The 19,475-nt window shown below is 66.9% G+C and carries 26 protein-coding genes and 1 pseudogene; 14 read left to right on the top strand and 13 right to left on the bottom strand.

The window, feature by feature from the left end:
- The 5 genes and pseudogenes from FCU40_RS13060 to htpX form a co-directional block, all read left to right on the top strand.
- A pseudogene (locus tag FCU40_RS13060) lies at positions 1 to 103 on the top strand (S-formylglutathione hydrolase); the annotation flags it as partial.
- 74 nt (positions 104 to 177) lie between these two features.
- Positions 178 to 558 (top strand): hypothetical protein, encoded by a 381-nt coding sequence (locus FCU40_RS13055; protein WP_168075440.1) that lies wholly within the window; start codon positions 178 to 180, stop codon positions 556 to 558.
- Between the two features lie 171 nt (positions 559 to 729).
- Positions 730 to 1,347, top strand: a complete 618-nt coding sequence (rpsD, locus tag FCU40_RS13050; RefSeq protein WP_004625164.1) for a 30S ribosomal protein S4 — start codon at positions 730 to 732, stop codon at positions 1,345 to 1,347.
- A gap of 297 nt (positions 1,348 to 1,644) precedes the next feature.
- Positions 1,645 to 1,965, top strand: coding sequence for a zf-TFIIB domain-containing protein (locus FCU40_RS13045; protein ID WP_168075439.1), 321 nt, complete (start codon positions 1,645 to 1,647; stop codon positions 1,963 to 1,965).
- An 8-nt stretch (positions 1,966 to 1,973) separates the two neighbouring features.
- Complete coding sequence (gene htpX, locus FCU40_RS13040; RefSeq protein WP_168075438.1) at positions 1,974 to 2,894, top strand: zinc metalloprotease HtpX; 921 nt, start codon at positions 1,974 to 1,976, stop codon at positions 2,892 to 2,894.
- Between the two features lie 4 nt (positions 2,895 to 2,898).
- On the opposite strand, the gene FCU40_RS13035 is transcribed toward htpX, so the two are convergent.
- The gene (locus FCU40_RS13035; RefSeq protein ID WP_168075436.1) at positions 2,899 to 4,038 is read right to left on the bottom strand and encodes a serine hydrolase domain-containing protein; all 1,140 of its coding nucleotides are present in this window, start codon (positions 4,036 to 4,038) and stop codon (positions 2,899 to 2,901) included.
- Positions 4,039 to 4,166: 128 nt separating this feature from the next.
- On the opposite strand from FCU40_RS13035, the gene FCU40_RS13030 reads away from it, so the two are divergent.
- Positions 4,167 to 4,499 carry a hypothetical protein gene (locus tag FCU40_RS13030; protein WP_241693606.1) on the top strand — a complete coding sequence of 111 codons (333 nt, stop codon included), beginning with the start codon at positions 4,167 to 4,169 and terminating at the stop codon, positions 4,497 to 4,499.
- Here FCU40_RS13030 and FCU40_RS13025 read toward each other — a convergent pair.
- From FCU40_RS13025 to FCU40_RS13010, 4 genes are all read right to left on the bottom strand, one after another.
- On the bottom strand, positions 4,483 to 4,899 hold the full coding sequence (locus tag FCU40_RS13025; protein ID WP_004619392.1) for a thioesterase family protein: 417 nt from the start codon (positions 4,897 to 4,899) through the stop codon (positions 4,483 to 4,485). The genes FCU40_RS13030 and FCU40_RS13025 overlap by 17 nt on opposite strands.
- A complete protein-coding gene (gene grxD, locus FCU40_RS13020) occupies positions 4,896 to 5,237 on the bottom strand; it encodes a Grx4 family monothiol glutaredoxin (protein ID WP_004619394.1) in 342 nt (113 codons plus the stop codon). The genes FCU40_RS13025 and grxD overlap by 4 nt, the downstream gene beginning before the upstream one ends.
- Positions 5,238 to 5,311: 74 nt before the next feature.
- The gene (locus tag FCU40_RS13015) at positions 5,312 to 6,202 is read right to left on the bottom strand and encodes a hypothetical protein (RefSeq protein ID WP_168075433.1); all 891 of its coding nucleotides are present in this window, start codon (positions 6,200 to 6,202) and stop codon (positions 5,312 to 5,314) included.
- Positions 6,203 to 6,212: 10 nt separating this feature from the next.
- Positions 6,213 to 6,449, bottom strand: a complete 237-nt coding sequence (locus FCU40_RS13010; RefSeq protein ID WP_004619397.1) for a BolA family transcriptional regulator — start codon at positions 6,447 to 6,449, stop codon at positions 6,213 to 6,215.
- A gap of 143 nt (positions 6,450 to 6,592) precedes the next feature.
- Between FCU40_RS13010 and FCU40_RS13005 the strand changes: the two genes are divergently transcribed.
- A complete protein-coding gene (locus tag FCU40_RS13005) occupies positions 6,593 to 7,525 on the top strand; it encodes a M20/M25/M40 family metallo-hydrolase (protein WP_168075432.1) in 933 nt (310 codons plus the stop codon).
- 45 nt (positions 7,526 to 7,570) lie between these two features.
- On the opposite strand, the gene purL is transcribed toward FCU40_RS13005, so the two are convergent.
- Positions 7,571 to 9,778 (bottom strand): phosphoribosylformylglycinamidine synthase subunit PurL, encoded by a 2,208-nt coding sequence (gene purL, locus FCU40_RS13000; RefSeq protein WP_168075430.1) that lies wholly within the window; start codon positions 9,776 to 9,778, stop codon positions 7,571 to 7,573.
- Positions 9,779 to 9,832: 54 nt separating this feature from the next.
- On the bottom strand, positions 9,833 to 10,102 hold the full coding sequence (locus tag FCU40_RS12995) for a hypothetical protein (RefSeq protein WP_168075429.1): 270 nt from the start codon (positions 10,100 to 10,102) through the stop codon (positions 9,833 to 9,835).
- 197 nt (positions 10,103 to 10,299) lie between these two features.
- On the opposite strand from FCU40_RS12995, the gene FCU40_RS12990 reads away from it, so the two are divergent.
- The gene (locus tag FCU40_RS12990; protein ID WP_168075427.1) at positions 10,300 to 10,911 is read left to right on the top strand and encodes a peptidylprolyl isomerase; all 612 of its coding nucleotides are present in this window, start codon (positions 10,300 to 10,302) and stop codon (positions 10,909 to 10,911) included.
- Between the two features lie 86 nt (positions 10,912 to 10,997).
- Positions 10,998 to 11,162: a hypothetical protein gene (locus FCU40_RS12985; RefSeq protein ID WP_004619407.1), complete on the top strand. Its 165-nt coding sequence runs from the start codon at positions 10,998 to 11,000 to the stop codon at positions 11,160 to 11,162.
- Between the two features lie 66 nt (positions 11,163 to 11,228).
- Here FCU40_RS12985 and FCU40_RS12980 read toward each other — a convergent pair whose 3' ends face one another.
- A complete protein-coding gene (locus FCU40_RS12980; protein WP_168075426.1) occupies positions 11,229 to 13,148 on the bottom strand; it encodes a CocE/NonD family hydrolase in 1,920 nt (639 codons plus the stop codon).
- A gap of 191 nt (positions 13,149 to 13,339) precedes the next feature.
- Here FCU40_RS12980 and FCU40_RS12975 point away from each other — a divergent pair, with 191 nt between their 5' ends.
- Together FCU40_RS12975 and FCU40_RS12970 are read left to right on the top strand one after the other, a co-directional pair.
- Positions 13,340 to 13,603 (top strand): type II toxin-antitoxin system VapB family antitoxin, encoded by a 264-nt coding sequence (locus FCU40_RS12975; protein WP_004619411.1) that lies wholly within the window; start codon positions 13,340 to 13,342, stop codon positions 13,601 to 13,603.
- Positions 13,603 to 13,998: a type II toxin-antitoxin system VapC family toxin gene (locus tag FCU40_RS12970; RefSeq protein WP_168075425.1), complete on the top strand. Its 396-nt coding sequence runs from the start codon at positions 13,603 to 13,605 to the stop codon at positions 13,996 to 13,998. The genes FCU40_RS12975 and FCU40_RS12970 overlap by 1 nt, the downstream gene beginning before the upstream one ends.
- A 109-nt stretch (positions 13,999 to 14,107) precedes the next feature.
- Here the strand turns inward: FCU40_RS12970 and purQ are convergent, their stop codons facing one another.
- From purQ to FCU40_RS12955, 3 genes are all read right to left on the bottom strand, one after another.
- Positions 14,108 to 14,770 carry a phosphoribosylformylglycinamidine synthase subunit PurQ gene (purQ, locus tag FCU40_RS12965; protein ID WP_004619416.1) on the bottom strand — a complete coding sequence of 221 codons (663 nt, stop codon included), beginning with the start codon at positions 14,768 to 14,770 and terminating at the stop codon, positions 14,108 to 14,110.
- 65 nt (positions 14,771 to 14,835) lie between these two features.
- Positions 14,836 to 15,015: a rubredoxin gene (locus FCU40_RS12960; protein WP_004619421.1), complete on the bottom strand. Its 180-nt coding sequence runs from the start codon at positions 15,013 to 15,015 to the stop codon at positions 14,836 to 14,838.
- Between the two features lie 9 nt (positions 15,016 to 15,024).
- Entirely contained in the window at positions 15,025 to 16,299 is a 1,275-nt protein-coding gene (locus FCU40_RS12955; RefSeq protein WP_168075423.1) for a cytochrome P450, read from the bottom strand.
- An 85-nt stretch (positions 16,300 to 16,384) separates the two neighbouring features.
- On the opposite strand from FCU40_RS12955, the gene FCU40_RS12950 reads away from it, so the two are divergent.
- Together FCU40_RS12950 and FCU40_RS12945 are read left to right on the top strand one after the other, a co-directional pair.
- The gene (locus FCU40_RS12950; RefSeq protein ID WP_168075422.1) at positions 16,385 to 17,008 is read left to right on the top strand and encodes a TetR/AcrR family transcriptional regulator; all 624 of its coding nucleotides are present in this window, start codon (positions 16,385 to 16,387) and stop codon (positions 17,006 to 17,008) included.
- An 81-nt stretch (positions 17,009 to 17,089) separates the two neighbouring features.
- The gene (locus FCU40_RS12945) at positions 17,090 to 17,692 is read left to right on the top strand and encodes a hypothetical protein (RefSeq protein WP_168075421.1); all 603 of its coding nucleotides are present in this window, start codon (positions 17,090 to 17,092) and stop codon (positions 17,690 to 17,692) included.
- Positions 17,693 to 17,702: 10 nt separating this feature from the next.
- On the opposite strand, the gene purS is transcribed toward FCU40_RS12945, so the two are convergent.
- Complete coding sequence (gene purS / locus FCU40_RS12940) at positions 17,703 to 17,942, bottom strand: phosphoribosylformylglycinamidine synthase subunit PurS (protein WP_168075419.1); 240 nt, start codon at positions 17,940 to 17,942, stop codon at positions 17,703 to 17,705.
- Between the two features lie 156 nt (positions 17,943 to 18,098).
- The gene (gene purC / locus FCU40_RS12935; protein ID WP_004619432.1) at positions 18,099 to 18,857 is read right to left on the bottom strand and encodes a phosphoribosylaminoimidazolesuccinocarboxamide synthase; all 759 of its coding nucleotides are present in this window, start codon (positions 18,855 to 18,857) and stop codon (positions 18,099 to 18,101) included.
- A 281-nt stretch (positions 18,858 to 19,138) separates the two neighbouring features.
- Between purC and FCU40_RS12930 the strand changes: the two genes are divergently transcribed.
- Complete coding sequence (locus FCU40_RS12930) at positions 19,139 to 19,456, top strand: DUF1476 domain-containing protein (RefSeq protein ID WP_035017247.1); 318 nt, start codon at positions 19,139 to 19,141, stop codon at positions 19,454 to 19,456.
- Positions 19,457 to 19,475: the final 19 nt, after the last annotated feature.

Below are 19,475 nucleotides of genomic sequence, written 5' to 3'. Positions count from 1 at the left end.
TCGCAAGGTCACGGTCCGCCGTCAGGAAGGCTACGACCACAGCTACTTCTTCATGACCACCTTTATCGGCGACCATGTGGCCTGGCACGCCGGACGGTTGTGAACATTCCGTAATTCATCCTGGGTTCAGGCGGCGGGCGCTCCCCTCACGGTCAAGCTAACCAGAGGGGAACCACCATGAAATGCCTATCGCTCGCCGCCGTGATCGCCTTGGGCCTGAGCACCTCGGCCTGCGTCATCATCGACTCCGACGGGGCGCGTCACGACGTGTCGGTGACGAAGGGCGCGTCGGACGGCCTGGAGCCGCTGCAGGCCATGCGAGTTGATCGCGACGATCTCGTCGTTCGTGTCTCGTCCAACGGGTGCACCCGGCCCGAGGATTTCGCCGTCGAGAGCCAACGCCGCGACGGCCTGACCTCCTTCACCTTCACCCGCAAGCGCCCCGACAACTGCCGCGCCCTGGTCGCCGAGGGCGTCGAGCTGCGCTATCCGCTGGAAACGTTCGGCGTGGAACGCGGCGGCAGGATTCGCGTGCGCAACCCGCTGGCGCGGCCGTAAGCGGCGGGGGCGGGTAACATTGACTCCCCGCCCGCCTTCCATCATAAACCGCGCCTTCACGCCGCCGGCTCGCCGCGCGGCGCGATGACCTTATGACGGATTGACCCGACGCCGCCGTTGAGATCGCGCCCCTCGCGGGGAGCCGGCCCGGATCGTTTTGAAAGACTGACTATGTCGAAGCGCCATAGCGCCAAGTACAAGATCGACCGCCGCATGGGTGAAAACCTGTGGGGCCGCCCGAAGTCGCCGGTCAACTCGCGCTCCTACGGTCCCGGCCAGCACGGCCAGCGCCGCAAGAGCAAGGTTTCGGACTTCGGTCTGCAGCTGCGCGCCAAGCAAAAGCTGAAGGGCTACTACGGTAACCTGACCGAGAAGCAATTCTCGCGCACCTACGAGGAAGCCGCCCGCCGCAAGGGTAACACCTCGGAAAATCTGATCGCTCTGCTCGAATCGCGCCTGGACGCCATCGTCTATCGCGCCAAGTTCGTGCCGACCGTGTTCGCCGCCCGCCAGTTCGTGAACCACGGCCACGTGACCGTGAACGGCAAGCGCGTGAACATCCCGTCGTACCGCTGCAAGGCCGGCGACGTGATCCAGGTCCGCGAAAAGTCGCGCAACATGGCTCTGGTTCTCGAAGCCGTCGCCTCGTCGGAGCGTGACTTCGCCGAGTACGTGACCGTCGACGCCAAGTCGCTGTCGGCCACCTTCGTCCGCGCGCCGGAACTGTCGGAAGTTCCGTATCCAGTGAAGATGGAACCGAACCTCGTCGTCGAATTCTACGCTTCGTAAGCGTCGGATCCGAAACGATACGGAAAAGGCCCCGGAGCGATCCGGGGCCTTTTTTGTGCGCCCCATCGTGGGGAGGATCCCCTTAAGGGCCGGGCGCCCCTTGAAAGCCTTCCCGCCAAGTCCCAACTTAAGGGTGCGGGACCGGGCCCCTCTGGCGAGCGATGCAAGCGCTCGTGATGTCGGACCGCATCGGGTGTTCTCGATGTCGCTGGGTCCGGCCGCCTAAAGCCCCCCTCCCTGACGGCGCCGCCAGACATCGAGAACACCCGATCCATCCTTTTGGACCGGAGGTTTCACATGCCCCTTCTGATGTGCCCCAACTGCGACGGCGCCATGCAGGCCGTTCAGCGCGCCGGCGTCGAGTTCGACATGTGCCCGCGCTGTCGCGGCGTCTGGCTGGACCGGGGCGAGCTGGAAAAGCTGATGGCGTTCGAGCGCGAGGAAACCCAGGCGACCTTCAACGCGCCGGGAACCGCGCCGCGCCCCTATGTTCGGCCCGATCACCACCTCGACCATCACAAGCGCCATGACGATGACGACGATGATCGCTATCGCCGCTACGGACGCTACGGCCACCAAAAGAAGAAGCGCTTCGACCTTTTCGACATCTTCGACTGATCACGATCATGAACCACTTCAAGACCTATATGTTGCTGGCGGGCCTGACGGCGCTCTTCATGGGCGCGGGCTATCTGATTGGCGGACCGACCGGGATGCTGATCGCCCTGGCCATCGCCGTGGCGCTGAACGCCTTCTCGTACTGGAACGCCGACAAGATCGTGCTGCGGACCTATGGCGCGGTCGAGGTCGACGAGCGCCATCCCGAGCCGCTGGTCCGCGCCTATGCCGCCGACGTGGTGGAGATGGCCGTCAAGGCCGGTCTGCCGCGTCCGCGCGTGACGATCATCGACAGCGACCAGCCCAACGCCTTCGCCACCGGCCGGGACCCCGACCACGCGGCGGTCGCGGCGACCACGGGCCTGCTCTCTCTGCTGACCCGCGACGAGATCCGCGGCGTGATGGCCCACGAGCTGGCCCACGTGAAGAACCGCGACACCCTGACCATGACGGTGACGGCCACCATCGCCGGCGCGATCTCGGCCCTGGCCAATTTCGCCTTCTTCCTGGGCGGCTCGCGCGACGAGGAGCGGCCGGGCGGCGTGGTGGGCGCGATCGCCGTCGCCCTGCTGGCCCCGATCGCCGCCATGCTGGTGCAGATGGCCATCAGCCGCGCCCGCGAGTACGAGGCCGACCGTGTCGGCGCGGGGATCGGCGGCGACCCCGCCGCCCTGGCCCGCGCCCTCGAGAAGATCGAGGCCTATGCCCGGGGCGGCTACGAGAACGTCCAGGCCGAGCGCAATCCGGCCACGGCGCACATGTTCATCATCAACCCGCTGGCCGGGAGGGGCGCGGACAACCTGTTCTCGACCCACCCGGCCACTCACAACCGCGTCGAGGCCCTGATGCGCCTGGGCGTGGGGCAGGGGACGGCGGCGCGGCGACCGACGCCGGTCACGACGTCCGCCGGCGCGGGCCCCTGGGGCTGACAATCTAGGGCGAGATCGGCAGGATCGGGTTGTATTCCCAACCCCAGGGCTGGCCGGTCTCGCCCAGCGCCGCATTGACGATCGCCGGGATGATCCGCTGGCCGACGCCGCTGTTTGTCAGCACGACGACGCAACGCTTGCTCCGCTCGACGCAGACCATTTGGTTGTCGGTGATGTCGTTATGGCCGCCCTTGTAGAAGACGCGGCCCTGCGGACCGTCATGGACGACCACCCCGATCCCAGCGCCGAGGCCGATCTTGGCGTTTTCCGGGTTCGCCTTCAGGCCGAATGTCGGGAACTGATGGGCGCTGGCGATCGGCAGGCTGACCTTGATCCATTCCGACGCGCTCTTGGCCGAGAGCCCCCAGCCGGAGACCATCGCCGCCGACAGCTTGCCAAGATCGGTGATCGTGGTGTCCAGCGAGCCCGCCGCCTTGACCGACGAACGGTCGTCGTGCGGTTCCCACTGACCGTCCTCCTTGATCCCGTCGGCTAGGTCGCCGGCGAAGTCCGCGCGCCAGACCAGGCTCGAGCGGCTCATGCCCAAGGGCTGGAAAATCCGGCGATCGATCTCTTCGCCGACCTTCAGGCCGAGACCCTCTTCCAGCACGAACTGCATCAGGTTGATGCCTTCGCCGGAGTAGGCGTAGGCGGTTCCCGGGTCGAACTTGATGTCGAGCTTTTCGTCGCGGTTCAGCCAGCGGAAGTTCGGAAAGCCGGCCGAATGGGTCATCAGCATGCGCGGGGTGATCTTCCGCCAGCGCGGGTCGCCCGCCAGATCCGCGTACCTCGGATAGTCGGGCAGGGGCTTGGGCAGATAGTCGGCGATCGGCGTGTCGAGGTTCAGCTTGCCATCGTCGACCAGCATCATCAGGTAGTAGGCGAAGGTCGCCTTGGTGATCGAGGCGGCATACATGATCGTGTGGGGCGTCAGCGGATCGCCCTTGGCGTCGCGCGCGCCCTTCGTGACGACGTGGACGAGCTGGCCGTTCTCGACGACGGCGACAGCGACCCCCGGGACCTTGCCCGCCAGCCTCAGCCGCTCGATCTCGGCGTCCAGTTGCCGATAGTCGGGCGACGCTATCGCGGGCGCGGCGATGGCGCTAACGACGGCCGCGGCGAGGAACACGGAACGAAGACACATAACAAACGCCCCCAGAGGCTGGTCAGCGCGCCAGCGCTGGGCGATCTTCATCCGAACTTGGGCGGTTCGTACAGAGGTCGATGAGCGTCGGTGTCTCCCGCAGAGGTTTTGTGTTGTCTGGGGCGGCGATGTCCTTGGCCGGCTGCGCGACCGCGCCTGTCCGCCTCGCCGGCGCGCCGGCCGAGCGCTGGCCGGGGCTTGAACCCTTGCTGGGGGTCGACGCCGGCGCCAGCGGGCTGACGCTGCGTGTGAGGTCGAACGGCTGCGCGGCGAAGGCCGACTTCGTCTTCCGCGTCGATCGTCAGGCCGGCCAAGCGGTGGTCGCCTTCGCCCGACGGCGGCTGGAGACCTGCAAGGGGACGCCAAGCGCGGCGGATCTGGCGTTCAGCTACGAAGAGCTTGGGCTCACGCGCGCCGACCGCATCGTCATCGCCAATCCGGTGCTCAGGCCTTCGGCGTGAACCGTTCGACCATCCACGGCAGCACCCGCGCGGGCCGCTTGGCGGCGATGTCGATCAGCACCCAGTCGGTGCGGCTCTGGGCGCACATCTCGCCGTCGGGGCCGTCGATCCGGGCGTAGCGCTCGAAGCGCGGGCCCTTCAGTTCGCCGACCCAGGTGTAGCCGGTGGCGGTCTCGCCCGGCAGCAGCTCGCGGCGGTAATCGACCTCGTGGCGGCGGCAGACCCAGGTCCAAGGCGCGCGCTGTTCGTCGCTGGTCCACGCTTCCCAATGGGCGATGGCCAGGTCCTGGATCCAGGATAGATAGACGACGTTGTTGACGTGCCCGTTGGCGTCGATGTCCGACGCCTTGGGCTGGAAGGTCAGGGAGAAGGCGTCGCGTGGCGGCTCGAAGAGCTTCACGCGGCCAGGACGCCCTGTTCGATCAGGAACGTCTTCAGTTCGCCGGACTGGAACATCTCGCGGACGATGTCGCTGCCGCCGACGAATTCGCCCTTCACATAGAGCTGCGGAATGGTCGGCCAGTCGGTGAAGGTCTTGATCCCCTGACGCAGCTCGTCGTCCTGCAGCACGTCGACGCCGATGAACTCGACGCCCAGGTGGTCGAGGATCTGGACGACGACCGACGAGAAGCCGCAGCGCGGCTGGTCCGGCACGCCCTTCATGAACACCACGACCGGATGTTCGGCCACGGTCTTGGCGATGAAGTCGAGGGCGGGGGAGGAGGCGACGTCGGTCATGGAAATACGGATCCTTGGCGGAAGCCTTCAGCTAGGCGCCAGAGACCCCGGGGTCAAGTGCGGCGCGGGGCCGCTCAGTCGCGGCCGGCGGCCTTCTCGCGTTCCTGGGCGGAAAAGCGGGCCATCTCGATCTGGGCGCAGACGCCATTGGGCAGGTCGCGCTCGACCACGGCCGCCAGGCGTTCGACCTCGGCCGGCCGGTCGGCGGTGATCCGCACGGTGGCCAGCGACGGCTCGGTCAGGGCGTAGCCGAGGCAGATTTCCTCGCCGCTCCAGCCGGGCGTGCCGTGCAGGAACTCGTAGCCGCCGACATCGGCCAGCGGGTCGGTGCGGCGTCGCCACAGCGAGGGCTTGCGCGGGGCGCTCTCGCCGCCATCGCGCAGGGCCTGGGGCCAGAAGTCCTCGCCGATGACGGCGTAGTCGGCCTGGGCGGCGCTGCGGATGCGGTGGCGTTCGGCCCAGCCGGACGACAGGTTGAACGGCGAGGAGATCGCCGTGACCATGCCGTTCCGCATCAGGCCGGGGTCGATGTCGCCTCGGCTGGCGATGCCCAGGCCTCGGACGGCGCGGCTCTGGTGCAGCGAGCGCAGGCCCGCCTCGAACGCGGGGGCGAGGTGCGGGGCCCGCGGGTCGTTGACCAGCACCAAGTCGAGATAGTCCAGCCCCAGGCCCTCGAAGGCCCCGCCGACCAGGCGCTCGATGGTCTGGTGGTCCATGGCGGTCCCGTCATCGCGCACGCGCCAGGTCAGGAACAGCAGTCGGCGCTCGACCGAGGCGAAGGCCTCGCCCAGGCCGGCGAGCATCGCGGGCGACTCGCCCTCGACCTGGAAACTGTTGATGCCGCATTCCAGCGCGGTGAAGACGAGGTCGCGCCAGTCGCTGGCGCGCGGGGATTCGCTATCGACCAGGCGCAGGGTCAGCGCCGAGACCGCCATGTCCGTGGTTCCGAAGGGACGATAGCGCACCCGTCGGCTCCTATTCCGCGGGGGCGGCGGTTTCGAGCGCCAGGGCGTGCAGCGTCCCCCCCAGCACGTCGGCCAGCGCCTTGTTGACCAGTTGATGCTGGCGCACGCGCGGCAGGCCCTTGAAGGCCGGCGAGACGATGCGCGCCTTCCAGTGGTCGTTGTCGCCGGCCAGATCGGTCAGCACGATCTCGGAGTCGGGAAAGGCCGCGGCGAGGCGGGCCTCGAGTTCGGCGTGGGACATGGGCACGGGGGACGCTCCGATCCTTCGACGGCCAATTTGGCCTGGATTTCTTAAGAACAGACATATGCACGCTTCGCGCGAGCGACGTTCGTCGCGCGACGCCTCGGATTTAATTGAAATGTCCGTCCGACGCACGGCATGTAGGCGCCATGACCCATAAATCTCGCGCCATCTTCCTGGCGGCCGCCCTCGTCATGCTGGCGAGCGCCGCGTCCGCCTTCGCCGCGCCGGGCGACAAGGCTCTCGACGACGTCCGCGTCCTGTCGGCCGACGACATGCAGGGCCGGGCGCCCGGCACGCCGGGGTCGGAGAAGGCCCGGGCCTACATCCTGTCGCGCTTCGCCGAGATCGGCGTCGCGCCGATCGGCGCGAGCTTCGAGCAGCCGTTCGAGTTCGCCAAGCGCGACGGGACTAATATCAGGGGCGTCAACCTGGTGGCGCGGATCAAGGGGACCGTCGGCGGCAAGGCGATGGTCGTCTCGGCCCATTACGACCATCTGGGCGTCCGCGACGGCGAGATCTACAACGGCGCCGACGACAACGCCTCGGGCGTGGCGGGGCTGCTGGCCGTGGCCGAGGCGTTCAAGGCCCATCCGCCCAAGCACGACGTGATCCTGGCGGTGGTCGACGCCGAGGAAAGCGGCTTGCGCGGCGCGCGCGCCTTCGTCGCCGCGCCGCCGATCCCGCTGAGCGGCGTCGCGCTGGACGTCAATTTCGACATGCTGAGCAAGAATCCGAAGAACGAGCTCTATGTCGCCGGGGCGACGCCTTTCCCGTTCCTCAAGCCGGTGCTGGACGCGGTCGCCGCCAAGGCCCCGGTCTTGCTGAAGCAGGGTCACGACACCGACGCGGCCGGCAAGCAGAACAACTGGACCAACCAGTCCGACCACTATGCCTTCGGTGAGAAGGGCGTGCCCTGGGTCTATTTCGGGGTCGAGGACCACCCCGAATACCACAAGCCTACCGACGACTTCGCCACCGTGCCGAAGGACTTCTTCAAGCGCTCGGTGGCGACGGTGGTCGAGGCCAGCCTGGCGTTCGATCGCGACCTGGACCAGATCGCCAAGGCGTCAGGTCGCTAGAGCCCGGCGAAGGGGCCCGGCGACGCCGCCGGGCCAGCGCCGGGATCAAGCCTTCGGCGCGTTCATGTAGCCCGGCAGCCAGGCTTCGTGGGCCGTGCGCAGGGCCGCGAGCGGGATGCTGAATAGGCCGGCGGAAGCGAAGGCCTCGCCGCCCGCCACGCCCGCGAGGCTGGCGTGAACGCCGGCGGCCTGGGCCGCTTCCAGCACCGCGTCGGGGTCCGGCGTGGCGATTAGGTAGCGGGCCTGGTCCTCGCCGAACAGGTACGGGTGGGCATGGGCCTCGCTGGTGGCGTTCAGGGTGACGCCGACCTGGCTGGCCAGGGCGATATCGGCCGCGGCGACAAGAAGGCCGCCGTCCGACAGGTCGTGGACGCCCGCGACAAGGCCCGAGGCGATCAGGCCGCGCACGAAGTCGCCGTTCTTGCGCTCGAGCGCTAGGTCGACCGGCGGCGGAGCGCCGTCCTCGCGGCCGAGCATCTCGCGCAGATAGATCGAGGCGCCCAGCTCGCCGCGCGTCTCGCCGATCAGCACCAGCGCATCGCCCTCGGCCACGTTGCCGAAGCCCGTGCGCAGGTCGTAGTCCTCCAGCAAGCCCACGGCGCCGACGGTCGGGGTCGGCGGAATGGCGACGCCGTTGGTCTCGTTGTAGAGCGACACGTTCCCGGACACGACCGGGAAGTCCAGCGCCCGGCAGGCCTCGGCCATGCCGTCGGTGGCGCGGACGATCTGGCCCATGGTCTCGGGCTTTTCGGGGCTGCCGAAGTTCAGGTTGTCGGTGATAGCGATGGGCAGGGCGCCGGCGGCCGTCAGGTTGCGCCAGGCTTCCGCGACAGCCTGCTTGCCGCCCTCGTAGGGGTCGGCCTGGACGTAGCGCGGGGTGCAGTCGCTGGTGACGGCGATGGCCTTGCCCGTGCCGTGGATGCGCACGATGCCCGCGTCGCAGCCGGTGGCGCTGTCTTCCAGCGTGTCGGCCATCACGTGGCGGTCGTACTGCTCCCACAGCCAGCGCTTGGAGGCCATGTCAGGGCAGCCGACAACCTTCAGCACCGCCTGGGTCCAGTCGGTCGGGGCGGGGATCGACGCCGGATCGAGGCGCGGCTGCAAGGCCGGCTGGACCCATGGGCGGTCATACAGCGGCGCGTCGTCGAACAGCGGGGCCAGCGGCACGTCGCAGACCGTCTCGCCGTGGTGCTTGAGCACCAGGCGGCCGGTGTCGGTGGTGTGGCCGATGACGGCGGCGTCCAGGCCCCACTTCTCGAAGATGGCGTGGCCGTCCTGCTCGCGGCCGGGCTTCAGGACCGCCAGCATCCGCTCCTGGCTTTCCGACAGCATCATCTCATAGGCGGTCATGCCCTCTTCGCGCTGAGGGACCATGTCCATGTTCAGCTCGATGCCGACGCCGCCCTTGCCGGCCATCTCGACCGACGAGGAGGTCAGGCCGGCCGCGCCCATGTCCTGGATGGCGGCGACCGCGCCAGTGGCCATCAGCTCGAGGGTCGCCTCGATCAGCAGCTTCTCGGCGAAGGGGTCGCCGACCTGGACGGTGGGACGCTTCTCTTCCGAGTCCTCGGTGAACTCGGTCGAGGACATGGTCGCGCCGTGGATGCCGTCGCGGCCGGTCTTGGAGCCGAAATAGACGACCGCCAGGCCCGGGCCCGGGGCGGCCGAGTAGAAGATGCGGTCAGCCTTGGCCAGGCCCACGCACATGGCGTTGACCAAGATGTTGCCGTTGTAGCCCTTGTGGAAGTTGGTCTCGCCGGCGACCGTGGGCACGCCCACGCAGTTGCCGTAGCCGGCGATGCCGGCGACCACGCCATCCACCAGGCGTTTGGTCTTGGGATGGTCCGGCTCGCCGAAGCGCAGGGCGTTCAGCAGGGCGATCGGCCGCGCGCCCATCGTGAAGACGTCGCGCATGATGCCGCCCACGCCCGTCGCCGCGCCCTGATAGGGCTCGATGTACGAGGGGTGGTTGTGGCTCTCCATCTTGAAGATGATCGCGTCCCCGTCGCCGATGTCGATGACGCCGGCGTTCTCGCCGGGACCGCAGATCACGCGCGGACCGCTGATCGGGAACTTCTTCAGCTGGTTCTTGGACGACTTGTACGAGCAGTGCTCGGACCACATGACCGAGAACACACCCAGCTCCACCAGGTTGGGCTCGCGGCCCAGGCGTTTTAGGACGACGTCATATTCGGCGGGTTTCAGGCCGAACTCGGCGGCCAATTCGGCCATGGGCTTTTGGGGCGTGCTCATGGGCGCGCCTTCTAACCCGGTCGGTCAGATTCCGCTACAGCCAGTCGGCGCCGGTCAGGACTTCTGGCTGGCGCGCGCCTGCTCCAGCGCTTTTGTGTACTCGACCTGGCCCTTGGCGATCCAGCGGTCGATGACGGCGCCGCCCTTGGTGACCGAGCCCACCCGCAGCGAAACGCCCAGCACCATGCCGCCGAACAGGGCCAGCAGGGCGATGATCACGCGCGACAGGGCGCTGGCCAGACCGCTCTGGCGCTTGCGGCGCCGGGCCCAGACGGGCACGCCGCTGACATAGGTCTCTGGAAACCGAATTTCGGCGTCGGCCATGACGTCGCAATTACGCGGCCTCGATGACCTCGACGGCCGCGCCCCCACCTTTTGCTTTGCAAGCACGTTAGAGCCGTGAAAGCCGCCTTCCAGCGCACTCCCCTGGGCCGCGATGCGTCTTGCCGTTTCTCCCCTGCGCGGCGAAAGCTTTTTGCGCGCGGCGGCGCCATGGTGGCTGAATGTTTCGGGAGGATTCGATGATCCAACGCCTTGATCGCCGCGCCCTAGTCGCCGGCCTGGCGGCCGTCCCGCTGGGCGCCGCCGGCCGAAAGCCGCGCGAGGTTCGCGTTCGGCTGGTCACCGAGAAGGGGACGATCGTCCTGGCGCTCTATCCCGACCAGGCCCCGATCACCGTCGCCAATTTCCTGGCCTATGCCGACCAGGGGCTGATGAAGGGCGGGACCTTCTATCGGACGGTCTCGCCCAGGAACGACAACAACCCGGCCACCATCAGCGTCATCCAGGGCGGACTCGGCGACGCCGGCGCGCATCTTCCGCCGATCGCCCACGAGACGACGAAGGCCACGGGCCTGCGCCATGTCGACGGAACGATCTCGATGGCGCGCGACAAGCCGGGCTCGGCCACCTCGGAGTTCTTCATCTGCCTGGGCGACAATTCCGCCCTCGACTACGGCGGCGCGCGCAACAAGGACGGCCAGGGTTTCGCGGCCTTCGGGCGGGTGGTCGAGGGCATGGACGTGGTCCGCGCCATTCACGACGCGCCGACGATCAGCCAGGCCGACGATCCCTACATGAAGGGGCAGATCATCGAGAAACCCGTGAAAATCCTTGAGCTTAGCCGGAAATAAGGCGGCTTGGCCGGAGGAACGGCGCGAGTCCGGGGCCGTTCTATTCCCGTGCGTCTCGAGCGCGCTGTGCAAAAGGAGTAGGCCCGATGGCTGAGCAGAACCGTAATCCGCAACAGCAACCGCAAGACCAGCAGCGTCAAGCGCCCGGCCAGCAGCAACAGCAAGGCCAGCCCAAGCCGAACGAGCAAGGCCGCAACCCGGGCGGCCAGGCCAACCAGCAGGATGAAAACGTTAGGCGCGGCGACCGCTGACCGTCAGACATTCTCTCCGTAGTGGAAGGGCCGGCGATCACCCGCCGGCCCTTTTGTCGTTTGATCCTATTTCTCCACCACCGGCAGCTCGATGAAGCTGGCGTCGGCGCCGGCGTGGAACACCCGCTGCGTCGCCTTCACATAGTCGCTCGGCTTGGCGAAGAAGATGTTCGGCACGAAGGTCTGCGGGTTGCGGTCGTACAGCGGGAACCAGCTGGACTGCACCTGCACCATGATCCGGTGGCCCGGCTGGAAGGTGTAGTTCGCGGTCGGCAGGATGAACTGGTACTTCAGCGGCGTGTTCGGCTTGATCGCCTTGGGATCGCTGAAGCTCTCGCGGTAGCGGCCGCGGAAGATGTCCATGCCCACGGCCAGCTGATAGCCGCCGAGCTCCGGCTGGCTGGGAACCTCGTCGGGATAGACGTCGATCAGCTTGACCACCCAGTCGCTGTCGGTCCCGCTGGTCGAGGCGACCAGATTGACCTTCGGCACGCCGGCGATCTTCAGCGGCTCCTTCAGCGGCTCGGTCATGTAGGTCACGACGTCGGGACGATCGACCACGCCGCGCTGGTCGCTGACCAGCCAGGTCGTCCAGCGGCCGCGATCGCTGAACTGCAGCGGGCGCGGGATATAAGGCACGGGCTTGGCCGGGTCGGAGACGTACTCGTCATAGGCCGCGGCGCCCTTGGCCGCCGCCGGCGGCGTGAAGCCGAGGCCGCCATTGGCTTCCAGATAGAGGTTCTTGGTCTTGCCCTGCGGCCAGGTCGCGTAGCGGTTCCACTTGTTCTGGCCCGGGTCGTAGATCAGCACCGGCGGGGTGTCGGCCTTGGGGGCGTCCTTCAGATACTGGTCGAAGAACGGGCGCAGCACGTCGCGGCGGAACTGGGTGGCCGTGTCGCCGTCCCACTTGAAGACCCCGAGGTTATAGGCGTCGTAATTGACCTGGCTGTGCCGCCAGGGGCCCAGCACGAGGTAATTCTTGTCGTTGTTGACGTCCTTGGGCTCGACGGCGGCGTAGCTGTGCACCGCGCCCCACATGTCCTCCTGGTCCCACAGGCCCTGGATCCACATGGTCGGGACCTTCAGGGGCTGGGCGGCCATCGTCTTGTCGAGAGCCTGCTCGCTCCAGAACTTGTCGTATGCCGGGTGCTCGCTGACCTTCTTCCAGAACGGCAGCTGGTCGAGGCCGTGGTTCTTGGCGTAGTCGCCGGCCGAGCCTTCCTTCAGGAAGTTGCTGTAGTCGTCATAGCCCTGGCGCTGAACGCCCTCGCCGGGACCGTGCTGGCCCGTCTGGCCGGTGATGTAGTCGAAGTTCGGCTGACGGAACGCGCCGTGGTGGAACCAGTCGTCGCCCATCCAGCCGTCGACCATCGGGCTCATCGGCGCGGCGACCTTCAGGGCCGGGTGCGGGTTGACCAGGGCCATCACCACGGTGAAGCCCTCGTAAGAGCTGCCCAGCATCCCGACCTTGCCGTTGGTCTCCGGCACGTTCTTCACAAGCCAGTCGATGGTGTCGTAGGCGTCGGTGGAGTGGTCGACCTCGGACGAATTCAGCGGGCCCTTCAGCGGCCGCGTCATCACATAGTCGCCTTCCGAGCCGTACTTGCCGCGGATGTCCTGGAACACGCGGATATAGCCGCCGTCGGCCACGAACACCTCGTCGCCCTGGGGCAGGGCGCCGATCATGCGCGGGCTGTCGGCGCGCGCGGCGCGCTTGGCGGCGTTATAGGGCGTGCGGGTCAGCAGGATCGGCAGGTTCTTGCCGCCCTTGGGGATGACGATGACGGTGTAGAGCTTGGTCCCATCGCGCATCGGGATCATCACGACACGCTTTTCGTAGTCGTAATTGACCTGGGTCTGGACAAACTTGCTGGCGGTGACGTCCGGCGTCATGGGCGCGGTCTGGGCGTTGGCCAGCGTCGCGCCGAAGGCGGCGACGGCCACGGCGGTCAGCAGGCCCGCGCGCAGGGTGGAAACAAGACTCATGAAAGGCCCTCCTGGAAGGCGGGCACCTTAGGCCTGTGTTTTTCAGGCTGCTACACTGTAACAAGCCGGGTTCAGCCCACTTTTTCGTCCGTGGGCGGCGGACGCCGTCTCCATCATTCCGGATGTGTCCCGCAGCGCGGTGGCGACGGGGCGTGGCGTGTGATACTGTCTAGAAATCAGGAGTTTTCTAGATGGCCTTCAGTATCAAGGATCCTGAAACCGACCGGATCGTGCGAGACTTGGCCAAGCGCGCGGGGCTGGGCCTGACCGATGCCGTGCGCATGGCGGCCGAGAACGAATTGAAGCGTCGTGGCGCCTCGCCGACGGCTTCGCCGGAGGTCCAGGCGGCGGAATTTCTGGCCTGGATGAGGGCGCAGGACTACGGCCCCGACACGGGCCTCACGCGCGAAGAGATCGAGGCCGAGATGTATGACGAGTACGGCTTGCCGCGCTGATGGTCATCGATACGTCGGCGATGATCGCCATCCAATTCGCCGAACCAGAAAGCAGCGCCCTGACCGTAGCGATACTGGCTTCGGAAACACGTTTGATGTCCGCCGCCACCTATGTGGAATATGTCGCGGTGCTGGCGCGCAGGTTTCCCCGCTTCGCCGCGGCCGATTGGGCGGAACGCGTGGTCGCGGGGCTCGGGATCAAGGTTGTCGATGTCACGGCCGCCCACGCCTTGCTCGCCGCCGACGCGCTGGAAACCTACGGCCGCGCACGCCATCAGGCCGGCCTAAACTATGGCGACAGCTTCGCCTACGCCTTGGCCAAGGCCACGGGCGAACCGTTGCTGTTCAAGGGCGATGACTTCGCGAGGACCGACGTGGTCGCAGCGGCCTACTAGAGCGTGAGGCTGAAAGTGGGAACCGGTTTCAGCTTATCTCACGCTCTAAACATTTGATTTAGAGCCTTTTTTGACGCCTGAACTCGATTCCGACTTAAGGCTAAAGGCTCTAAGCGCTCTGGAAGATGCTGCGGAACAGCACCGCGCCGTCCTCGGAGCCCAGGTCCGGATCGAAGGCGCGGTCGGGGTGAGGCATCAGGCCCAGGACATTGCCGCCCTTGTTGACGATGCCGGCGATGGCGCGGGCCGAGCCGTTCGGATTTTCCTGATAGCGGAACACCACTTGGCCCTCGCCCTCCAGGCGGTCCAGGGTTTCCTCGTCGGCGAAGTAGTTGCCCTCGCCGTTGCCGACGGTCATCACCGCTTCGCGCTGCTCGCCATAGCCGGCGGTGAAGCGCGTCTGGCCGTTGACGATATCCAGGCCGACGGGCTTGCAGACGTACTTGAGGCCGGCGTTGCGTAGCAGGGCGCCGGGCAGCAGGCCGACCTCGGTCAGAACTTGGAAGCCGTTGCAGATGCCGACGACCGCCACGCCCTTGTCGGCGGCGGCGACGACCTCCTTCATGACCGGGCTCTGGGCCGCCATGGCGCCGCAGCGCAGGTAGTCGCCGTAGGAGAAGCCGCCGGGCAGGACGATCAGGTCCAGGTCGTCCGGCAGGGCCGTTTCCTGGTGCCAGACCATCTCGACGCGGGCGCCAGCGGAGCGCTCGATGGCGACCTTGCAGTCGCGGTCACAGTTCGAACCGGGGAATACGACGACGGCGGCTTTCATGGCGCGGGCCTGTAGCACCGTTCGCACGGAATGTCAGTCCCGCCGGCCCTGAAACTCGGTCCCGTCTACAGCTCGATCATGTCGAAGTCCGACTTCGGCGTGCCGCACAGTGGGCAGACCCAGCCGGCCGGGATGTCGGCCCAGCGCGTTCCGGGCGCCAGGCCCTCGCCCGGGTCGCCCTGTTCCTCGTCATAGATGTAGCCGCAGGTGCGGCACTGCCAGACCTTGAAGGGTTCCGCGCTCATCGTCGCGCCTCAGTGCATCTTGAAGCGGATCGGCACCGACTTCGGGCCGCAGACGAAGTTGGCGGTCATGCGGGTGGGCGTTCCGTCCAGCTCGACGCTGTCCAGGCGGGCGAACAGCTCCTCCCACAGCACCCGCATCTCCATCCGCGCCAGGTGCTGGCCCAGGCAGATGTGCGCGCCATAGCCGAAGGCCACATGCTTGTTGGGCGTCCGGTCGACCTTGAAGCTGAACGGGTCGTCGAACACCGCCTCGTCGCGGTTGCCCGAGGGATAGGAGAGCATCATCCAGTCGCCCTTGGCGATCTTCTTGCCGGCCAGCTCGGCGTCGGCGGTGGCGGTGCGCATGAAGTGCTTCACCGGGGTGACCCAGCGGATCGACTCCTCGATCAGGCCGGGAATCAGCGACGGGTCGGCCTTGACCCGAGCGAACTGGTCGGGGTTCTCGGCCAGGGCCCACAACGCGCCGGCGGTGGTCGATGAGGTGGTGTCGTGGCCCGCCGTGGCGGCGATGATGTAGTAGCTCATCGCCTCCAGGTGGCCCATCGGCTCGCCGTTGATCTTGCCGTTGGCGATCAGGCTGGCCAGGTCGTCGCGCGGCTTGGCGCGGCGGTCCTCGGTGATGGCGTTGAAGTACATCATGAAGTCCATGACCACGGACTGGATGCTGTCGACGCCCTCGCCGGCGTCGGTGATCGACTTGCCGGTGCGGTTCAGATCGGGATCGGCGTTGCCGAACAGCTCCTGGGTCAGTTTCAGCATCCGGGGCTCGTCGCTCTCGGGAACGCCCAGCACCTCCATGATCACGTGCAGCGGATAGAGGAAGGCGACGTCGCGGGCGAAGTCGCAGCGGTCGCCGTGCTCGGCCATGCGGTCGATGAAGCCGCGCGCGATCTCGCGGATGCGGGCCTCCAGCACCTTCAGGTTCTGCGGCAACAGCGAGCCCTGCGTGATCTTGCGGTAGGCGAAGTGGTCGGGGTTATCCATCTGCACCAGAGAGCGGACCAGGTGGGGCGACCCGCCCATCATCTCGCGCACCTTCTTGTCGGCCTCGATCGTCGTGATGACCGTGGCGCGGTCGCCGTTGTGGAACAGCTCGTTCTGGCGCTCGACCTCCAGGATGTCGGCGTGGCGCGTGACCACCCAGAACGGATCGAAGCCGTCCGGCTGGGCCACCTCCAAGGGCGCTTCGCGGCGCAGATGGGCGAAGGCTTGGTCGACGCGGTCGCCATCGGCATAGGCGGTCGGATCGACGATGGTGTTGGCGATTTCGGTCGAGATCGTCATGGCGCGTCCTGGCTCCTCCCGGGGATGGCTTCGCGGCCACCTCAATTATTTGCTTGTTGTCCAACAAATAACTAAGTTCGGCAAGATGACATCGTCCCTTAAGGTCCCCGAACGGCGCACCCAGTCCGATCGCCGCCAGCAATCCGAGGCCGAGCTGCTGCGCGCGGCCGCCGAACTGATCGCCGAGCAGGGGGTGGCGGCGGCCACGTTCGAGAATATCGGGTTGAGGGCGGGCTACAGCCGAGGGCTCGTCACCCAGCGCTTCGGTTCGAAGCAGGGCTTGATCGAGGCGCTGATCGCGAGGCTTCAGGCGCGGCTGGAAGCGCTGATGGACGACCGGCGGCTGGACCAGCTGGACGGCCTGGAGTCGGTGCTCGGCTTCATCGACACGTTCCTGACGAACCTGTCGCGCGACGGCGAGATGCGCGCCTATTTCGTGCTGCTGGCCGGCGCGGTCGCCGACGTGTCCGAGCTGCGCGCGCCTTTCGCCCAGGCCCACAAGGGCGCCGAGGAGCGGCTGGAGGCCATGGTCCTACGCGGCCAAGCCGAGGGCGTCATCCGCGCCGAACTCAACGCCGACGCGGCCGCGCTGATGGTGGGGTCTTTGCTGCTGGGGCTATCCACCCAGTTGCTGATCGATCCCGGCATGGACCTCGAGCCGATCCGGGAGACCAGTTTGACGTTGTTGCGAACCAGCTTGGCGGCCTGAGCCCCAATCCTGTCCTGGATTTCATTTGAATAGCACTGGTCGCGGCTGTCAGGTCCACGCTCCGAAAAAGAGGGTGTGACCATGACTCGTCTGCTGCTGGCCTCCGTCCTGTGCCTGACCTTCGCGGTCGCCGAGCCGGCGTTTGCGCGGGACGCCGCGCCGGACAACGCGACCATGGCGGAGATCTTCAACGCCGACCAAGCCGTCCGCAAAGGCATTTCCCTGGGGCAAAAGCCCGACCGCGCTTTCGTCGAACGGATGAACGCCGATGACGCCGCGCGCCGCGTCCAAACGAGGGCGCTGTTGGAGTCGGGCGCGCTGAAGACCGGCGAGGACTTCCGCAAGGCGGCCTTCGTGTTCCAGCACGGGCAGCGGCCCGAAGATTTTCTCCTAGCCCACAGCCTCGCGGTGGCGGCCGCGGCGCGCGGATCGACCGAGGCGACCTGGATCGCCGCCGCCAGCCTGGATCGCTATCTGCAAATGACTGGCGGGTCTCAGATCTACGGTACCCAGACCATAGCCCGTCAGGGCGAGGCGCCCACGCTGGACCCTTATAATCGAGACCTTGTTCCGGACGTCCTGCGCACGGCCTTGGGCGTCCCCACCCTGGCTCAGCAGCAGGCAAAGCTGGAAGCGGTGCAAAAGGCCGTAAAGGCCGCGCAGCCGACCCCGCCAAAGCCCTGAGGCGGCAGGCTCAGGCCACGTCGATGCGGTAGCTTTCGATGACCGTGTTGGCCAGCAGCTTCTCGCACATGGCCTTGACCTCGGTCTTGGCGGCTTCGGCGTCGGCGGCGTCGAGATCGAACTCGATGACCCGGCCCACGCGGGCGTCCTTCACCGACGGCCAACCCAGGCCGTGCAGGGCGTTCTCGACGGCCTTGCCCTGAACGTCGAGCACGCCGGGCTTCAGGAACACGTGGACGGTGGCTTTCACTCTAAATCTCCTCACCCGTGGAACGGGGGAGGGGGACCGCGAAGCGGTGGAGGGGGCGTCGGCCGGCCATCCATCGCATCGGGCTTCAGCGCCCCCTCCGTCACGGCGCCGCGCGCCGCGCCACCTCCCCCGCGGGCGGGGGAGGAGAACCCAAGCTTAATGCATCCCGCCTTGGATGACGGTCGGCATTTCCTTCATGATCCCCAGGCGGCGGGCCACCTCGGTATAGCTCTCGATGACGTTGCCGAGGTCGCGGCGGAAGCGGTCCTTGTCCAGCTTCTCGTTGGTGGCGGCGTCCCACAGGCGGCAGCTGTCGGGGCTGATCTCGTCGGCCAGGATGATGCGCGAGAAGTCGCCCTCGTAGACGCGGCCGAACTCGATCTTGAAGTCGACCAGCGTGATGCCGACGCCGCTGAACAGGCCCGACAGATAGTCGTTCACCCGCAGGGCCATGGCCATCATGTCGTCGATCTCCTGGGTCGCGGCCCAGTTGAACGCGGTGATGTGCTCCTCGGAGACCATCGGGTCGCCGAGCTTGTCGTCCTTGTAGTAGAACTCGATGATCGAGCGGGGCAGGGGCTGGCCCTCGGTCAGACCCAGGCGCGTGGCGATCGAGCCGGCGGCGATGTTGCGCACCACGACCTCGAGCGGAACGATCTCGACTTCCTTGATCAGCTGCTCGCGCAGGTTCAGGCGGCGAATGAAGTGGTTCTGGACGCCGATCGAATTCAGGCGAGTCATGATGTACTCGCTGATCCGGTTGTTGATGACGCCCTTGCCTTCCAGCACGGCCTTCTTCTGGGCGTTGAAGGCGGTGGCGTCGTCCTTGAAGTACTGGATAAGCGTGCCGGGCTCGGGGCCCTCGTACAGAATCTTGGCCTTGCCTTCGTAGATTTTCTTGCGACGGGTCGTCATGGCTCTCGTCGAGGCCCTTCTGAAAACGCGCGCGTCGCCTTGGTCCGGAGGCTTCCGGAGAAACGAAAAGCGCGCGCGGCGGATAGCTGCGCGCGGCGTTCGACTCAAGGCCGCTCACTGAAAAAATCCCGTGGAACCTACCTGAATGAGCGGTTCGGCGCAAACACGCGACGGTGGTTTGGTCTATGCTATGGTGGGAAACGTGGCCTGCGGCTTATCCACCGATTGCGGCGGCGACCGGCACGGGATATGCAGCCGGCTTGGACGACTTTGGGGCCTTCATGACCACTTTCGACGAACGCGAGCAGGGTTTCGAACGTAAGTTTGCGCTGGACCAGGAACTGGAATTCAAGGCGACCGCGCGCCGCAACCGCCTGCTGGGCGAGTGGGCCGCCGGTCTGATGGGCCTCGCCACGGTCGAGGAATACGCGCGCGCGGTGGTCAAGTCCGACTTCGAACAGCCGGGCGACGAGGACGTTTTCCGCAAGGTCTTCGAGGATCTGAAGGGCTCGGGCGTTTCGGCGACCGAAGGCGAGGTCCGCATGAAGATGGCCGAGCTGCTGGCCCAGGCCCGCGAGCAGATCAAGGCTGGCGAGTAAGTCCAGTCGCGGCGCCGTC

The organism is Caulobacter sp. SSI4214, from assembly GCF_012184455.1.
GTDB classification, from domain to species: Bacteria; Pseudomonadota; Alphaproteobacteria; order Caulobacterales; family Caulobacteraceae; genus Caulobacter; species Caulobacter vibrioides_E.
This window is presented reverse-complemented; position numbering and strand designations above follow the sequence as displayed.

What these genes read in the sequence shown, in the direction of transcription:
- FCU40_RS12960 (WP_004619421.1), bottom strand. Translation starts at nt 15,015, where the DNA reads ATGAGCGCGGAACCCTTCAAGGTCTGGCAGTGCCGCACCTGCGGCTAC.
- FCU40_RS13035 (WP_168075436.1), bottom strand. Translation starts at nt 4,038, where the DNA reads ATGTGTCTTCGTTCCGTGTTCCTCGCCGCGGCCGTCGTTAGCGCCATC.
- purQ (WP_004619416.1), bottom strand. Translation starts at nt 14,770, where the DNA reads ATGAAAGCCGCCGTCGTCGTATTCCCCGGTTCGAACTGTGACCGCGAC.
- FCU40_RS12970 (WP_168075425.1), top strand. Translation starts at nt 13,603, where the DNA reads ATGGTCATCGATACGTCGGCGATGATCGCCATCCAATTCGCCGAACCA.
- FCU40_RS12980 (WP_168075426.1), bottom strand. Translation starts at nt 13,148, where the DNA reads ATGAGTCTTGTTTCCACCCTGCGCGCGGGCCTGCTGACCGCCGTGGCC.
- FCU40_RS13045 (WP_168075439.1), top strand. Translation starts at nt 1,645, where the DNA reads ATGCCCCTTCTGATGTGCCCCAACTGCGACGGCGCCATGCAGGCCGTT.
- FCU40_RS12985 (WP_004619407.1), top strand. Translation starts at nt 10,998, where the DNA reads ATGGCTGAGCAGAACCGTAATCCGCAACAGCAACCGCAAGACCAGCAG.
- FCU40_RS12930 (WP_035017247.1), top strand. Translation starts at nt 19,139, where the DNA reads ATGACCACTTTCGACGAACGCGAGCAGGGTTTCGAACGTAAGTTTGCG.
- FCU40_RS12955 (WP_168075423.1), bottom strand. Translation starts at nt 16,299, where the DNA reads ATGACGATCTCGACCGAAATCGCCAACACCATCGTCGATCCGACCGCC.
- FCU40_RS12950 (WP_168075422.1), top strand. Translation starts at nt 16,385, where the DNA reads ATGACATCGTCCCTTAAGGTCCCCGAACGGCGCACCCAGTCCGATCGC.
- FCU40_RS13030 (WP_241693606.1), top strand. Translation starts at nt 4,167, where the DNA reads ATGTCCTTGGCCGGCTGCGCGACCGCGCCTGTCCGCCTCGCCGGCGCG.
- FCU40_RS12995 (WP_168075429.1), bottom strand. Translation starts at nt 10,102, where the DNA reads ATGGCCGACGCCGAAATTCGGTTTCCAGAGACCTATGTCAGCGGCGTG.
- FCU40_RS13005 (WP_168075432.1), top strand. Translation starts at nt 6,593, where the DNA reads ATGACCCATAAATCTCGCGCCATCTTCCTGGCGGCCGCCCTCGTCATG.
- FCU40_RS12945 (WP_168075421.1), top strand. Translation starts at nt 17,090, where the DNA reads ATGACTCGTCTGCTGCTGGCCTCCGTCCTGTGCCTGACCTTCGCGGTC.
- FCU40_RS12975 (WP_004619411.1), top strand. Translation starts at nt 13,340, where the DNA reads ATGGCCTTCAGTATCAAGGATCCTGAAACCGACCGGATCGTGCGAGAC.
- purL (WP_168075430.1), bottom strand. Translation starts at nt 9,778, where the DNA reads ATGAGCACGCCCCAAAAGCCCATGGCCGAATTGGCCGCCGAGTTCGGC.
- grxD (WP_004619394.1), bottom strand. Translation starts at nt 5,237, where the DNA reads ATGACCGACGTCGCCTCCTCCCCCGCCCTCGACTTCATCGCCAAGACC.
- purC (WP_004619432.1), bottom strand. Translation starts at nt 18,857, where the DNA reads ATGACGACCCGTCGCAAGAAAATCTACGAAGGCAAGGCCAAGATTCTG.
- htpX (WP_168075438.1), top strand. Translation starts at nt 1,974, where the DNA reads ATGAACCACTTCAAGACCTATATGTTGCTGGCGGGCCTGACGGCGCTC.
- FCU40_RS12990 (WP_168075427.1), top strand. Translation starts at nt 10,300, where the DNA reads ATGATCCAACGCCTTGATCGCCGCGCCCTAGTCGCCGGCCTGGCGGCC.
- FCU40_RS13055 (WP_168075440.1), top strand. Translation starts at nt 178, where the DNA reads ATGAAATGCCTATCGCTCGCCGCCGTGATCGCCTTGGGCCTGAGCACC.
- rpsD (WP_004625164.1), top strand. Translation starts at nt 730, where the DNA reads ATGTCGAAGCGCCATAGCGCCAAGTACAAGATCGACCGCCGCATGGGT.